Raw genomic sequence first — 14,211 nt, 5'->3', positions numbered from 1 at the left:
CATCTGCCGAATCGGCCCCGATACAGGACAGACAGCCCTTCGGTCCGCAGCCCTTGGTCATAGCGTAGATCGATTGGCCGGGAAACGGTGTGCGGTCGGCGTTGATACTGCCGATGTTGATGATGCGCCCGCCGTCGCTCATATGCGGCAGGGATTCGCGAATGGCGACGATCGCGGATCGGACGTTGATCGTCAGCATCGCGTCGATATCGGCCATCTTCATGTCGACGATCGGGGCGGAGCCTCCGAACCCCGGCCCCCGCCAAGCGGTGCCGCGCCCGCCGACCTTGGCCGACCTGCGCGACTCCGGGGTCATCGCCCACGTCGCCGAAACAGTGATCCTCCTCGATCGGCCCGATATGTATGGCTTCGATCGCGAATTCGGGCACCGTCTGGTCGCGAATTCGGGCACCGTCTCGTTCGCGGCTGGTCGCGGATCTCGACATCACTGCGCCATCCTGGTTGCGGTACAGCGGTACCGACTGACCTCCCGCAGCTGGGTTGCCGGTTGCCATCGTGACGGATCATCACGTCGCCACTCGTGGGACCACCGAAGGCAACCTTGAAACGGGTTATCCCTTTGCTGAGTGGCGGAGTCCCGTTCCCTGTGTGACCGGTAGGCGGCATTACCGGATGACCGGGTGGCGGGTAGCGCTTTAGCGTTCGGAGGGTCAGCGGGCCGAAACCCCCCGCATCCCAACGATATGGGTCGGCTCACGAGTATCCGCCGCGCCGGGCTACGTGACTGAGCTGGATATCCGCCTGCTCATCGCTGGGCTGCCCGGATTTCTTCGGTTGCCGCACGGAAGGCGGGCGCGGCGTGGGCGAAGTAGTCGAAGAGGACCGCGCGCTGTTCCGGTGTGTAGCGGTCGAGGATGTGGGCGATTCTGCGGCGCGCCGGTGCTACCAGCTCGCTGATGCCCGCGAGGGCGTCGGTCACGGGCTCGACGACGACCTTGCGGCGGTCGGTCGGGTCGCTTATCCGACGGGCGTAACCGGCCCGTTCCAGCCGGTCGATGAGGCGGGTGGTCGCGCCGGTCGTCAGGCCTGTTCGCTCTGACAACTGTCCCGAGGTCAGTGCGCCTGCCAATGCGAGCTGGCTGAGCGCGTACCACTCCGAGGCTTGCAGTCCTGCCGCTGCCGCGCCGGCCATGCCGTGCAACCCGACGGCGTCGAGATAGGCGCGGAAGACCTCCTCTTCGGCATTCTGCTGCGCAGTAGTTGCCATGATGCTCGAAGCCTCCTACTCTGATTGCTGCACACATGCAGATACTGAGTCTGTGCAGATAATTCATCTTACCCACAGGAGGAAGTCATGGCCATGACTGACCGGGACGATCAGCAGGCAGTTGTCGAGGTGATCGCCGGACTCGTAGATGCCTGGCGTCGTCACGATGCCGATGCCTACGGGGCAGCATTCACCGAGGACGCCACCTACATCACCTTCGTCGGCACTTACTACCGCGGGCGGGGCGACATCATCGAAAGCCACCGCACGCTGTTCGCCAAATACCTGAAGGGCACCCAGTTGGCCGACGAAATCCTCGACGTCCGATTCCTCGGGCCTGACACGGCCGTGGTCACCGGACGCGGCGAATCATACAAGGGAGACCGCCCCAAGAAGCTGACCAAAGTTCAGACCTACACCCTGGTCCGCGAGCCGTCCGGGCAGTGGCGCGTCGCGGCATTTCAGAACACGAAACGCAAGCCGATAATGGAGGCGATTTCGTTCAAAACCGCTCCCGGCCTGATCCCGGCAGCCCAGCGGTAGAGCGGGTTGTGCAGCAGGAGTGCGATGAACCCATAACGACGCACGATATTCCGCATGAGGGTCTGTTCGGCGGGATGCCCCAAGGCTGGTCGCGCATCACGGATCTGGAACATGTTCACTCGACGGACTACCGCAGTCGGCGGTCCATATCCGGCAGCGTGGCGGTCTCATGACGAGTACCGAAGGATAGCCGGTCGTGCGCTGAGGTTCCGTACCGGTCGTCTGGCTGGGGGTGCTGTCGAGATTCACGAACACCAAATCGAGCGGTGCTGGAATTCGCGACCGGAGTGATGCCGAGATTCGCGACCAGAACCACCCATGGTTCGGGCGATTGGCCGAGCGCAACGAACGCATCTGGCGGCAGTCCCGATATCGAACACCCTGGCAGATTGCGGTCGGCGAAGAACTCTCCGAAGCCAGGATCGGCCAGATCATCGCCGAAGGAACCGACTTCTACGACCGTCCATTCACGCCGCGCTCAAATAACGAGTAAGCGGCCGCCGTCGACCGCCGCACGGTCGACTTCTGTCGCGCGTGGCGATCGGTGATGCACCGTGAATCGCTATCGCTTATTGGTCCTCTGGGCTGGACCAGGCAACCGGCGCGGGGGCGCGGGCGGCCGCGTCCGCGGCGCCGAGTGAGTCCAGCATGTCGCGCCAGTGCGCGCGCCACGCCGCACGCTGGGGGTCGTCGGCCAATACCTGGTCGATGTGGAATCGAACGCCTCCGCCACTGCGGCCGTCGAAGCTGAAAGGGGTCAAGCCGGTCCATCGACGCGATTCTGCTGGCGGGCGGGTGAGCCCCGAACGGATCAGTTGGACGGGCTCTCATCGGCGCTCGGGGCGGGTTGTTGGAGCCATCGCCGGTAGGTCTCGTGCCGGAATTGGTAGGCAGTGCCGTTGACTCGTAGGAGCCCGTTGCGGCGAGCCCAGTCCAGGAACACGGTCGGCCGCGCCGCGAAAATGCCGGTCTTGCGGAAGATGAGCGTCGCGGTGAGGAACCGCCCGGACGCGCGGCCGATCAAAAGCCCGAACGTGGTGACAAAAATAATGGCGAACCACACGGACACGGGGATCAGGCCTGGAGCCCACCCTTCCATGATTAGGTCGCTACTGGTCTCGAGTCTGGGGATGGCTAGTAGCAACAGCGCGGCGATGGACGTGATTCCGGCAAGTGCTCCAATCATTGCTGCGGCGCGCAGATCGTTGCGGATCAAATGCCGTTCATCGACGGTGTGGCGTAGCTGGTCTTCGGCGTCGGCGGAGAACACGATCACGAGCACGAACGTCAGCGCGGCGATGATCCCGAGTACGAGTCCACTCGAGTGATGGCTGGCGACCAGTCTGACAACGATCCCGACACCGGCTCCGGCCACCAGGCCTAGAGGGAGGGCTTTACGCCACCTGGATCGTTTGGGCGCCTGCCATACCAGGCGAGTCGCTGGCACAGTTTTGAACAAACCGACCACCACACCGGCGGCCAGGCCGAACGTCAGTCCGAATGCGAGGCTGAATCCGATTCCGAGCACGAGTCCGAGGATGATCGCGGTCTGTATCAGGTGGAGAGGAGTGGGCATGGATGTGGTGTTCATTTCGGGCTCGTAACTGAGCATCAGGAGCGCAGGGCCGAGAATGATAGAGGCAGAGAGACCGGCTGTCATCGCGAGGAGGATGGCGGCCGTGGCTGCGTGCCAAACGCGGCATCGGGTGGTACCTGCGAGCTCCCAGATCTCGTCGAGCCGGATGGCGGTGCCGTCACCTCCAGTGCTGCGGCGGTGCTCGAGACAGCGGGCCAGCGTTTGCATCCAGGTGCGGACGTTGTCGCTGGTGTAGGCGCGGTACCGTTTGTGCTGTTCACGGCCGATGACCGCAGCGGGGATCTGAGCGGCGAACAACAGGTCTTCGACAGCGTCCGGGGTGGCGCAGCCGGTGAGGCGCTCTGCGGTGGTGGGGTCGTGGTGTAGGGCATTGACGGCGAGCCCGAGCATCCAGGGGGTGTGCAGTGCGGTTGCCAGCGCTGTGTCGGGTTCGGCGGTGATGCGTGTGCTGACCTCGGTCCATGTTCTGCTGGCCGTGCCGATAGCGTCTCTGTATGCGGTGAGGTATTCACCGATGCGGTCGGGCGGCAGGGGTTGCAGAGTGACCGTCGCCGCACCGTGCAGACCGTTGTCACCGCCCAGCTCGCAGAGTTTCCAGAACTCGGCGGTGCGGCATACGACGACGACCGGCGCATTACGCCAGGCTGTGGTGTTGAGCTGGTCCAGCAGAGCGCGGGCCCTCGATCCTCGGCTGTCGGGGGTGTCCATCTCGTCGAGGCCGTCGATCACCGGCAGGATCAACCCGTCTTCGACCAGCTTGCGCGCCAGCACCGGCCGTAGCTGCGGATAGTCGTAGCCCAGCCGGGTGGTCAGCCAGCCGGAGAAATCCTGCTCACCATCCCAGCCCGCGGCGTTAACCCGGACAGGCACCGGCTGTTCTGCACGCTGCGCGTCGGTAGCGGAGTTGCGTCGCGTTTCCAGCAGGCCCAGCACCAGATGGATCGCGGCGACGGTCTTGCCGCTGCCCGGCTCGCCGAGAACGACCAGACGTGGTAGCGGCTCACCGAGCAAATCGTAGTAGGCGGCGATATCGGACACATCAGCGGACTCGATGGTCTCTCCGGGCGTCGACCGCGAAACGGTGGTGAACCCGACCCGCATGAACACCCCCGGCCCTCCCCGCAGATCCTCACGCAGCCGCCTTTCGGTACTGCGCACAGTCGCGGCCAGCTCATCGGCCCAGCCGGCGACAGTCGCCCGATCGGTCGGCGGCCGCCACCACCGCCACAACGACATCGACGGTTTGATCAACGCCGCCCCCGCCCGCACGAGCCCAACTTACCAGACACACAAAATAGACTGCCACCACCGACATCTCGGCGCACCGTTACCGAAATTCTCAACTGGCAGACGGATTAGACGTTGTGGCGTGGCCCGGATCCCAGCCTGGTGTCGGTCGGTCATGCGCTCCTCACCTCCGCTGATGTGTCCGATGGTGGGTCCCTGGGCAACGATCAGGTCAGCGGTGTCTTCGGAGCCGGCCCGAGCTACGGATTGTCGATTTCGGGCGTCTGGCTCGGCTGCGCTTCGTCCAGGATCTGGGCGACCTTATCGAGCAGCTCCGGCACACCGCGTACTCGTTGCGCGTCGAACTCGACCCGGTGGCCGCTGCGGTCCTCGACGATCAGTGAGATGTCGGAATGGCGTTGGGTGAGCCGGGTCGAGATCGAGCAGGCGAGTAGCGCACCGACTCCGCCGGCGCCGAGGGCTACCGACAACACCTGTAGGACCCCCTCTTCGAGACCGCCATATTGGTCTAATCTTCCGACCCAGCGGAGTCGCCCGCGGTCAGATCCAATAAGAGCAGATGCCGTCAGCGGTTTCGGCTGACACGACACCACCACATGCGTGGATGACCCCGCGCGATCCGGCATTGTCGGCGCGACAGGTGAGCAGAGCGGGACGGATGCCGAGATCACTGGCCAGATGAAGTGTCTGGCGCAGGATCTCGGTCCCGTGCCCGCGCCTGCTATGTCGTGGAGCGACGACATAGCCGATGTGCCCACCCCACCGCGTCAGTTTCTCGGTCAGATGGTGGCGGATATCGCTGCTGCCCACCAGCACGCCACCGAGGTCGGCGACCAGGAAGGTGTAAGGCACCGTGGTCGGTGCCAAGCCGACGCCCGCGCGCGCATTGTCCTGGACGAGAAGGTACTCCGGCCACAACATACCTGGCCGGTAGTCCTTGGCGAAGACCGTGCCGTCCTCAGTGATCGCCGATCGTAGTTCGAGAAAGGCTTCTTCGTCGCGTGGTCCCGGCGGTCGCACGATCAGGTGGTCGGACATGGCCATGACAGCAAATTCCTGACCAACCCCGCCAACCAGGGCCTGGAGCTCCAACAGCCCATCATCGAGATCCCTGCCAGCCACTGGAGCCACTTCCTCCAGCTCGTGCTGGACGGCGCCACAGCTGGCGGCAAAGACCTCCCGGAGATCGAATACCGCAGCGACGGCCGGGTATCGCTACGAGTCGATCCGGTCGTGCTGATCTACACCCCGGCCGAGTGGGGTGCGTTCTGCGACGGCGTCCGGAAGGGCGAGTTCGACCGTTTCGCCGCAACGGCAGCATGATTGTGTAGGGTCTCAGAACTCGTGTCGGAATCTCAGAATGATTGTCGGTGACTTGGCAGATCCGCCACGGTTCTGAGATTCCACATCCTGTGCACGCAGTTTGGCATGCTCTGCTGGCGCGGTGATCGAAGCAACTCCGCCCTCTGCTTTGGCCGTTCGTCAGTATTGTTTCTGACGAACGGCTCGAAGCGTGGTGGTCCGACTGAACTGTCATGCCGACTATGTGGCATTGAGCGTCCCGCTGACGGCACCTCGCAGGATTGCCGGTGGACGGCTCGCACGGAATATTCCAGTACCCCACGGGGTTGACGGCCACAGTTGATCGTCAAGTTGTGGAGGTTGGGTATGCGCGCGATCCGGATCGATCGGTTCGGCGATCTTGCGGCACTAGGGATAGCAGAGGTCCCCGAGGTCGTCGCGGCAGGCGGTGAGGTCGCGATCCGTACCGTCGCCACCAGCATTAACCCGGTCGACGACAAGACACGCGAGGGTGGCATCGGCGAAGGAACGCCGCCGTTCCCGATGACGCTCGGGTGGGACATCGCCGGTATCGTCATCGACCCCGGCACGAGCGGGTTACGCCCCGGTGAGCGGGTATTCGGGATGTCGCATCAGCTGGGGACCGGCCGGGGAACGTGGGCCGATGTGGTAGTCATGCCGGTCGATGCGGTGGCGCCCGCACCGGCAACAGTCAGCCTTGTCGAAGCTGCGGCCGTGCCATTGGTCGGTTTGACGGCCCTGCAGACATTGGATTGGCTGGCGGTATCGGCCGGGGAGCGCCTGCTGGTCACAGGAGCGGGGGGCGCTGTCGGGAATGTGGCCCTGCAGGTGGCCCATGCCCGGGGTGTGCACGTCGACGCGTTGGTCTCGCGCGATGCCCACGTCGATCTCGCTGTTGCGCACGGCGCGAAGTTCGCCACCACCGACCCCGCCGCGCTGCCGCACCGCGGCTACGACAGCATCTTCGACACTTTCGGTGCCTTCGTCACCGATGCCGTGGTCGACGGCGGCCGATACGCTTCGATTGCGACGCAGGCCGGTTCGGTGCCGGATCTGTCGGAGCGCTCGGTGCGGACCACGGTCAATCAGGTGTGTGAGGATGGCGTCCGACTGCGCGAGCTGGCTGGATATATCGATGAGGGAATCCTCCGCGTCCGGGTGGATTCTACCTTCGGGATTCACGAAATCCGGCGGGCCCATGAGCGTTTTACCGCGCGGGATCGCCGCGGTAAGGTCGTCGTCACCTTCTGACACAAGGAAACCCGGCGCAGGTCACACGTCGGCTCGATGTACGACCAGCGATAGATCCAGCGAACGGAACTGTGCTCGCTCATAGCCGCCTATCGCGCGATCACCCGGCGGAGGTTGGTCAGCCAGCGGTGTGGCGCGGATCGCGGCGCGGTGTCGTGATAGCGGACGAAGCATGAGGAAATGCCACCCGAATTGAGACTAGGGCGTGTGTCGAAGTGGTGAGCAGTGGGCGGGCCGACGGCCCGCCCACTGCTCATGGGTGGCGGAGCCATTGGTTGATCGCGGCGATGTGGATGGTTGCGAGGTAGCGGACGGCGAGTTTGTCGAATCGGGTGGCGACTGCACGGTGTTGTTTGAGCTGGTTGATGCCGCGTTCGATGGTGTTGCGGTCACGGTAGATCACCGGATCGAACGCCGGTGGTCGTCCACCGGCCGAACCGCGGGCCCGGCGGTGGCCGGCTTGACCGTCGGGCACCGGGATCGTGGCTTTGATCCCGCGCCGACGCAGCCAGTTGCGGTTGCCGCGACTGGAGTACGCCTTGTCGGCCAGTACGCGATCCGGTCGTCGGCGGGCCCGGCTCCCGGATGCGGGGATCTGGATCCGGTCGAGGACCGCCGCGAAGTGCGGACTGTCGCCGGCCTGGCCGCCGGTGAGCAGCATGCTCATCACCCGGCAACGGTCCTCGCAGGTCAAATGTAGTTTTGTTGTCCATCCGCCTCGTGACCGGCCCAGGGCATGGTCACCGGGTTCGCGCTCACCGGGGCCGCTCGGTGGTTCAGCTTGATTGTCGGGGTCGCGGCGGGCCCCGGCCGCGTGCTGATGGGCTCGCATGATCGTGGAGTCGACGCTGATCTGCCATCTGATCGCACCGGCGGCCTCGGCGCAGGCTTGCAGCGTTTTCAGGATCACTGCCCAAGCTCCGGTTCGCTGCCATCGCCGGAAAAGCCCATAGATCGCCGACCAGGATCCGTAGTGGGCTGGGATATCGCGCCACGGGCAACCGACGCGGGTGCGCCATCTGATTCCGTTGATGAGTTGTCGTTTCGTCCACACGGGCGGACGGCCCGTCTTCTGGTTACGGGGCAGCAGCGGCTGCAACCGCGCCCATTGCGCATCGGTCAGATCCGCGCGCCCCGTCACCGCTACGCTGGCCATGAGGTCTCCGGTCGGTCTTCGGTTTTACTTGGTCGTTCAACCGACTTACCGGAGACCTCGCCTATTTGCCAACGCGGCCAACATGTTTCAGAAATCAGCAGGTGGGGTGGCACCGCATAGCGGTGCCACCCCACCTGTTACTTCGACACAGGCCCTAGCCGATTTGGGTACCGAACTCAGCCGACTCGGCCACCCTTGCACTCGGTCAGCATCCAGTCTCACAAGTCGGGGTAGCCGTAGTATTCGCCGAAAATCGGGCGGATATCCCGTAGCGGATCCCGGTACCAATCGCCGAAAGAACCGAATTGGCATAGCCGTAGGCGCGCGCTGACGAATCGCAGATGCGACCTGCGCTGGCGGCAGGTTGCGATGTGGAGCTGGGGGTTGACCCTGTAGTCGGGTACCGGGTTGAGAATGTGGGTATGCGTACCGGAGAGCTGGCCGCGCGGGCAGGCGTGAACACGCAAACCCTGCGGTACTACGAAGGGCGCGGCCTGCTGGAGCGGCCGCCCCGATCGGCTGCGGGCTATCGCAGTTATCCGGACGAGGCGGTCGCGGTGGTGCGGTTCGTCAAACGCGCCCAAGAACTCGGATTCAGCCTCGAGGAAATCGGTGACCTGCTGCATCTGGCCGACGGCGGTCCGGAGGACTGCGACACCGCCCGCGCCCTGGCGAAGGCGCGTATCCATCAACTGGCGCACCGGATCTCGGCTCTGCAGCGAATGCAGCAGTCACTCAGTGAGCTGGTAGACACCTGCGAGTTCCCCCGCGGGCAGCGCTCGTGCCCGATCCTTTCCGCCCTGCACCAGGAGGACACCCCGTGAAGCTGGAGATTTTGCAGGTCACCGATTGCCCGAATGCGGCCGTGCTCGAACAACGCCTGCGTCAGGCCACCGCCGGAACCGGTATCGAGGTCGATCTCGTCCATCGAGTCATCGACGACGTCGACCAGGCTGCCGAAGCCGGCATGACCGGCTCACCCACTCTGCTGGTCGAGGGCCGGGATCCGTTCGCGGTGCCCGGACAACCTGCCAGTGTTTCGTGTCGGCTCTACCGCACCAGCGGCGGTATCGAGGGCGCACCCTCGGTCGCAGCGCTCCGGCAAGCATTGGCCTCCACCACACCGGTATCCGAGGATGCCGACAAACCGGCGCCGGCGTGCTGTGCGGACCCGGCCGGGGAATCGGCCGTCGAGTCATTGACCGCGTGGCGTGGCCGCGCCCAGCCGCCGACGCGACCGAAAAGGCCCTCCACCACGCGATCCTGCGTGGCTTCGCTACCACCGGTCGAGCACCCACCACCGACGAACTCGCCACCACCCTCGGGGCGGACGCCTCGGTCGCGCAGCAGCTGGGCCGGCTCCACGAGGCCGACGTGATCCAGCTCGACAGCTCGGGGGCGATCGCCGCGGCGTACCCGTTCTCGGCCACGGCGACCGCGCATCGAGTCCACCTCGACGGTGGCGCGAGCGTCTACGCGATGTGCGCCATCGACGCGTTGGGCATCGCCGCCATGCTCGGCACCGACATCACGATCGAGACCACGGCCCCCGACACCGGGCAGCCGCTCACCATCACCATTGCTGATCAGCAGTTGACCGCGACTCCGGCGACCGTTGCCGTGTTCGTCGGCGGGCAGAACGCGCCCGGTCCTTCGGCGGATACCGCCCACGCACAGCAGCGCCCCGGCGCCGATCCAGGCCCACCAGCGACGTCCCTGCGTCTCAGCAGCCACAACGACCTCCCTCACGGGTGTCAGAGGCACCGGTGGTGGTGCCCGGTGCGGTGTCGAACGGGACAGGACAGGACGAGGATTCGCTGCAGGCCAGCAGATCCTCACATCCGGCCGCCAGCGCCGCGCGCAGGGTGTCGCGGACCTCGGTGAGCTCGGCGAGTTTGGCGTCGACCTCGGTGATCTTGGCGCTCACCCGTGCCCGCAGGTCCGCATCCGTGCGTCGGCGCGAGCCCACCCGGGTGCCTTCGAGCAGGTCGGCGACCTCTTCGAGGGTGAACCCGAGCCGCTGGGCGGCCTTGATCACCCGCAGCACCGTGACAGAATCCTGCGGGTAGACCCGGTGCCCGCCCAAGGTGCGGTCGGGCGCGGCGAGCAGTCCGCGGCGTTCGTAGTAGCGCAGGGTCTGGGCGTTGACCCCGGCGGCCGCAGCCAGCTGGCTGGTGCGTAACCCGCTCATCTGCTCGCCTCGATCGCGGCCCGGGCGCGCGCGGTGAAGGCGTCGAGCACCTCGACGTAGGCCGACGGAATCCCGACGCCCATCACGAGCCCCTCGCCGGTGGTGGTGAAGTCGAAGGTGAAAAACGAGCAGCAGCTGCTCTCGCGCCCGGCGAGCTGTCTGGCCAGGATTTCAGCGGCCGGATCCACGGTGATCTCCACTCGCGCGGACTCGGGCCGGTCGATGGTGCGCGCCCAGGTGGTGAAGAACTCGTCGAACTCGTCGACCCGAATCGGCTGCTCCACAGTGGGCAGGGTGCAGGCCGAAGGCACCCAATCGCCCTGAGCTGCTGACATCGTCATGATTCCACGGTAAGCCTGTACCCCGGTACAGGATGCAACCCCCGGGACGGGGACAAATGGTTCAGAACAAGGTGTCGCGCACCCGCAGCGGCCGATACCCGGTCGGGCCGAGCTGGGCGAGTTCGGCGTCGATGTCGACCTCGATCGCGCCGAAGAAGTTGATGTTGGCGCTGCGCGCCGGGGAGATATGGGCGATGACCTCGTCGTCGATCCGCTGCCCGGCCCGGCGCATCTGCTCCACGGCGAGCCCGTAATACTCGGTGGTCCACGCGGTCTGGGCCGTTGGCGGGCGTGCGCGGCCAGCACCGGGCGCACCGCATCTTCTCTCATCCCAGGACGTAATCCGCCTCAACTATCAGTCGACCAGAGCAGATCCCCAGGTCACCCGCGTTCCCATCTTCGACGTGCCCCGCCGGGGACACAAACTGCGACAGCTACCCGGACGCAGGTGCCGGAGAATTATTCGCAGCCGATACGCCGAGATCAGCGGCAAGACCGGGCGCACTTCCGCTGACCACGGCATAGGTTTCATCCTCGGCTGGTGTCAGTCTGCCACCGGTGCCAGCGGGTGAGGTTCGCCGGTGAGATGTGCGACGGCGAGGGCGACTTCGGTGATAGTGGCGGTGGTGTAGATGCCGGTGACTCCCCCACCTGCCTGGCTGTGGCGGGCGAATTCCCGGGCCACGGCGGTGCCGTAGTGGCGCTCGACCCAGGTAATTGTGGTACGACGCAGCCAGTGGATCGAGATCCCGTGGGTGAACACCCACGGGAGGTGTCTACCGAGGCGTTCGAACAAGTGGTTGTAGCGGCGGCGCGTGATCGGGTTGCCGTTCCGCGCGCGCAGCAGCGGGCCGGACGCGGGCGCACCACGTTGTTCGGCGTGGCGGCACAGGGCTTGTATGAGGGTCGGTGAGATCGGCTGCCACAGCTGGGTTCCGCCTTTCTCCCGCAGGAGGATTACCGATTGCACCGGGTCGAGATCCTGGGGCCGCAGGGCCAATGCCCCGGCGCGGCGGCAGGCGGTTTCGGTGTGTAGGCGCAGGATCAGGCTGTCCAGTTCGGGGTCGTTGCCGGTGGTGGCAGCGACTTCGACGAGCTGCGCCAGGACGTCGGTCGGCAGGGCGCGGCGGTTGGAGCGGGTGCGTTTGGGTTTGGTCAGGCGGGCGGCCGGGTTGTCGCGGGGGTCGATGAGTCGGCTGTCTTCGGCCTGCCTGTACAGCTTGCGCAGCGCGTCGATGACGTGGCGTACGACTTCATTGCCGCCGCGATCGGAACGCCGGATCACCCGACCGGCCCGGATCTGTTCACACAGCACCTGCAGATCCGCGGTGGTGGGTTCGTCGAGTCGCCGCTCACCCCAGCCGGGTTGAATCAGGATCTTGTTCCAGTACGTGCAGTAGTGCTCACGGGTACGGCCCGCGGGCATCCGGTCGATCGCGACCGGGATGAACTCGGCGAAGGTCGGTGTGAGACGGGTAGTCTCGGCCGGCGATCCGGCACCGATATCGGCGACGGTGAGACCGAAGCGTTCCATCATCATCTGGACCGCGGCGATATCGGCCTGGGTACCAGTAGTCATTCGGGTGCTCCTTCGGCAAAGCGACGAGCGAGGATGTCGTCGAGAACCGCGGCGGGATACACGACCAGCAGTGTCTGGTCGGGGTCGGCAGCGAGCAGCACACGGTCATGGATCCGGATGCCCGCGGAATGCCTGACGGCGGCGGGCAAGGAGAGGTGGCCGTATTTGGTGATGCCGCGGCGACCGTGGCCCGGGCGAGTGATCAAGACCAGTCCCCCGGTGACCCGCCACGACAGCAGATCTCCGGGATGCCAGTCGAGGGCTCCGACAATGGCTTTGTCGACGACACGTCCGTTGGTGTCGACGGGCCGGATGCTGTGCACGGCCCTCGACCGCACGGGCTCCTCGAGGGTCGCCATCGGCAGGGCTGGACCCGCAGCCCGACTGCCGGAACGGCCGATCAGGGGCCCACCCATGAACGAAGGCAACAACGGCACCAGTGTGTCACTGGTCACAATTTTCACCCCCGCCCGGGGTGAAACCACAGGTCACAGCGGTGACAGGAAAATGGGTGTCCAGGCAGTGCACGGACACGGTTTTTAGGGCACAAATGCAGCAAAAAAGTGTCCGGAGGGGGACTTGAACCCCCACGCCCGATAAAGGGCACTAGCACCTCAAGCTAGCGCGTCTGCCATTCCGCCACCCGGACCGGTGTGCTCAGCAAGAGTATCGGATCGCGCCACCGGGGCAAAATCGCCCGTGCCACCTGCGGATATCCATCCAATTGTCAGCCGGTGACGAATTCCGGTCCGGTGGGCCCGGTGGGTGGGTAGATTGTGGTGCGCAACGGAGCAGTCGCGGTGAGGAGCGCCAGGTGGGTCACGATGTCGCGGTGGTAATCGGGGTCGGCGGGATGGGGCGGGCGATCGCGCGTCGGATCGGGGGCGGGCGGCGGCTGTTGCTCGCCGATTTCGACAAAGAGAATCTGGATTCCGTGGTCGAGGTGCTGACCGGTGAGGGGCATGAGGTATTCGGGCGGCAGGTCGATGTGTCGGATGCCGGGTCGGTGGCGGCGCTGGCCGCGGCCGCGGCGGAGGCGGGGCGGGTCACGCATATCGCGCACACCGCCGGGGTGTCGCCGACTCAGGCCGTGACGAAGGCCGTGTTCGAGGTGGATCTGCTGGGGACTGCGCTGGTGTTGGACGCGTTCGAAGGTGTGGTCGCCGAGGGCGGGGCCGGGGTGGCGATCGCGAGTATGTCCGCGTATATGGTGCCGCTGCCCGACGATCAGGTCGCGGCGCTGGCGCATACCCCGGCCGCGGACCTGCTGGCTTTGCCGTTCCTCGACCACGACGCGCATCCGGGTCTCGCCTATTCGGTGGCCAAACGGGGCAATATCGCCCGGGTGCAGGCTTCGGCGGTGGGGTGGGGGCAGCATGGGGCGCGGCTCAACTCGATCAGCCCCGGAGTGATCTCGACGCCGATGGGCAGACAGGAACTGGACGGCGAATCGGGTGCGTCGATGCGCGCGATGGTGGCGGCATCGGCGACCGGGCGGCTGGGGACACCGGACGATATCGCGCACGCGGCGGCTTTCCTGCTGGATCCGGCCACAAGTTTCGTCACGGGGATCGATCTGCTGGTCGACGGCGGCACGGTGGCGGGGGTGCGGGCGCTCACCACGGGATGATTCCGGCGGGCGCGGCTGCTGTACTCACGCAGAGGTCCAGGTCCACTGTCTCGGTACGGCTGATGCCAACTGTTGACGGTTTCCGGATCGGCGGATGATGATGCCGCTGCCCCGTCCGACGATC

Annotated in this window: 16 protein-coding genes, 1 tRNA gene and 3 pseudogenes; 7 read left to right on the top strand and 13 right to left on the bottom strand. The window is 65.7% G+C overall.

Annotated elements, in window-relative coordinates; all coding sequences use genetic code 11:
- Positions 1-61 precede the first annotated feature (61 nt).
- Both OG804_RS02045 and OG804_RS02040 read right to left on the bottom strand, forming a co-directional pair.
- Positions 62-316 (bottom strand): annotated as a pseudogene (locus OG804_RS02045) (SDR family NAD(P)-dependent oxidoreductase); the annotation flags it as partial.
- Between the two features lie 450 nt (positions 317-766).
- Positions 767-1,228, bottom strand: a complete 462-nt coding sequence (locus tag OG804_RS02040; protein ID WP_328393261.1) for a MarR family winged helix-turn-helix transcriptional regulator — start codon at positions 1,226-1,228, stop codon at positions 767-769.
- An 87-nt stretch (positions 1,229-1,315) separates the two neighbouring features.
- On the opposite strand from OG804_RS02040, the gene OG804_RS02035 reads away from it, so the two are divergent.
- Entirely contained in the window at positions 1,316-1,771 is a 456-nt protein-coding gene (locus OG804_RS02035) for an SgcJ/EcaC family oxidoreductase (protein WP_328393260.1), read from the top strand.
- Between the two features lie 232 nt (positions 1,772-2,003).
- Entirely contained in the window at positions 2,004-2,264 is a 261-nt protein-coding gene (locus tag OG804_RS02030) for a hypothetical protein (RefSeq protein ID WP_328393258.1), read from the top strand.
- Positions 2,265-2,340: 76 nt separating this feature from the next.
- Here the strand turns inward: OG804_RS02030 and OG804_RS02025 are convergent, their stop codons facing one another.
- From OG804_RS02025 to OG804_RS02010, 4 genes are all read right to left on the bottom strand, one after another.
- Positions 2,341-2,532 carry a hypothetical protein gene (locus OG804_RS02025; protein ID WP_328393256.1) on the bottom strand — a complete coding sequence of 64 codons (192 nt, stop codon included), beginning with the start codon at positions 2,530-2,532 and terminating at the stop codon, positions 2,341-2,343.
- 50 nt (positions 2,533-2,582) lie between these two features.
- On the bottom strand, positions 2,583-4,475 hold the full coding sequence (locus OG804_RS02020; RefSeq protein WP_328393254.1) for an NACHT domain-containing protein: 1,893 nt from the start codon (positions 4,473-4,475) through the stop codon (positions 2,583-2,585).
- 380 nt (positions 4,476-4,855) lie between these two features.
- A complete protein-coding gene (locus OG804_RS02015; protein WP_328393252.1) occupies positions 4,856-5,242 on the bottom strand; it encodes an effector-associated constant component EACC1 in 387 nt (128 codons plus the stop codon).
- Positions 5,157-5,654: a GNAT family N-acetyltransferase gene (locus OG804_RS02010; protein WP_328393250.1), complete on the bottom strand. Its 498-nt coding sequence runs from the start codon at positions 5,652-5,654 to the stop codon at positions 5,157-5,159. The genes OG804_RS02015 and OG804_RS02010 overlap by 86 nt, the downstream gene beginning before the upstream one ends.
- Between OG804_RS02010 and OG804_RS02005 the strand changes: the two genes are divergently transcribed.
- On the top strand, positions 5,643-5,939 hold the full coding sequence (locus tag OG804_RS02005) for a hypothetical protein (RefSeq protein WP_328393248.1): 297 nt from the start codon (positions 5,643-5,645) through the stop codon (positions 5,937-5,939). The genes OG804_RS02010 and OG804_RS02005 overlap by 12 nt on opposite strands.
- 345 nt (positions 5,940-6,284) lie before the next feature.
- Complete coding sequence (locus OG804_RS02000) at positions 6,285-7,190, top strand: NADP-dependent oxidoreductase (protein ID WP_442941721.1); 906 nt, start codon at positions 6,285-6,287, stop codon at positions 7,188-7,190.
- 253 nt (positions 7,191-7,443) lie between these two features.
- Here OG804_RS02000 and OG804_RS01995 read toward each other — a convergent pair whose 3' ends face one another.
- Positions 7,444-8,346, bottom strand: a complete 903-nt coding sequence (locus OG804_RS01995) for an IS5 family transposase (protein WP_328393244.1) — start codon at positions 8,344-8,346, stop codon at positions 7,444-7,446.
- Positions 8,347-8,768: 422 nt separating this feature from the next.
- Here OG804_RS01995 and OG804_RS01990 point away from each other — a divergent pair, with 422 nt between their 5' ends.
- Together OG804_RS01990 and merB are read left to right on the top strand one after the other, a co-directional pair.
- Positions 8,769-9,170 (top strand): MerR family transcriptional regulator, encoded by a 402-nt coding sequence (locus OG804_RS01990; protein ID WP_328393242.1) that lies wholly within the window; start codon positions 8,769-8,771, stop codon positions 9,168-9,170.
- Between the two features lie 589 nt (positions 9,171-9,759).
- A pseudogene (gene merB / locus OG804_RS32225) lies at positions 9,760-9,945 on the top strand (organomercurial lyase); the annotation flags it as partial.
- 124 nt (positions 9,946-10,069) lie between these two features.
- Here merB and OG804_RS01980 read toward each other — a convergent pair.
- From OG804_RS01980 to OG804_RS01955, 6 genes and pseudogenes are all read right to left on the bottom strand, one after another.
- Positions 10,070-10,537 carry a MerR family transcriptional regulator gene (locus OG804_RS01980; RefSeq protein WP_328393240.1) on the bottom strand — a complete coding sequence of 156 codons (468 nt, stop codon included), beginning with the start codon at positions 10,535-10,537 and terminating at the stop codon, positions 10,070-10,072.
- Complete coding sequence (locus tag OG804_RS01975) at positions 10,534-10,878, bottom strand: hypothetical protein (RefSeq protein WP_328393238.1); 345 nt, start codon at positions 10,876-10,878, stop codon at positions 10,534-10,536. Before OG804_RS01975 ends, OG804_RS01980 begins: the two co-directional genes overlap by 4 nt.
- Before the next feature lie 61 nt (positions 10,879-10,939).
- Positions 10,940-11,158 (bottom strand): annotated as a pseudogene (locus OG804_RS01970) (Tn3 family transposase); the annotation flags it as partial.
- 264 nt (positions 11,159-11,422) lie between these two features.
- Complete coding sequence (locus OG804_RS01965; protein WP_328393236.1) at positions 11,423-12,457, bottom strand: tyrosine-type recombinase/integrase; 1,035 nt, start codon at positions 12,455-12,457, stop codon at positions 11,423-11,425.
- Positions 12,454-12,912 carry a hypothetical protein gene (locus tag OG804_RS01960; protein ID WP_328393234.1) on the bottom strand — a complete coding sequence of 153 codons (459 nt, stop codon included), beginning with the start codon at positions 12,910-12,912 and terminating at the stop codon, positions 12,454-12,456. The genes OG804_RS01965 and OG804_RS01960 overlap by 4 nt, the downstream gene beginning before the upstream one ends.
- Positions 12,913-13,021: 109 nt before the next feature.
- Positions 13,022-13,106: transfer RNA gene (locus OG804_RS01955), tRNA-Leu, on the bottom strand.
- Positions 13,107-13,271: 165 nt separating this feature from the next.
- On the opposite strand from OG804_RS01955, the gene OG804_RS01950 reads away from it, so the two are divergent.
- Positions 13,272-14,087 (top strand): SDR family oxidoreductase, encoded by an 816-nt coding sequence (locus OG804_RS01950; RefSeq protein WP_328393232.1) that lies wholly within the window; start codon positions 13,272-13,274, stop codon positions 14,085-14,087.
- Positions 14,088-14,211: the final 124 nt, after the last annotated feature.

Source organism: Nocardia sp. NBC_00416 (genome assembly GCF_036032445.1).
Classification (GTDB): domain Bacteria; phylum Actinomycetota; class Actinomycetes; order Mycobacteriales; family Mycobacteriaceae; genus Nocardia.
The sequence above is the reverse complement of the archived record's forward strand: the minus strand, read 5'-3'. Positions and strand labels throughout refer to the sequence as shown.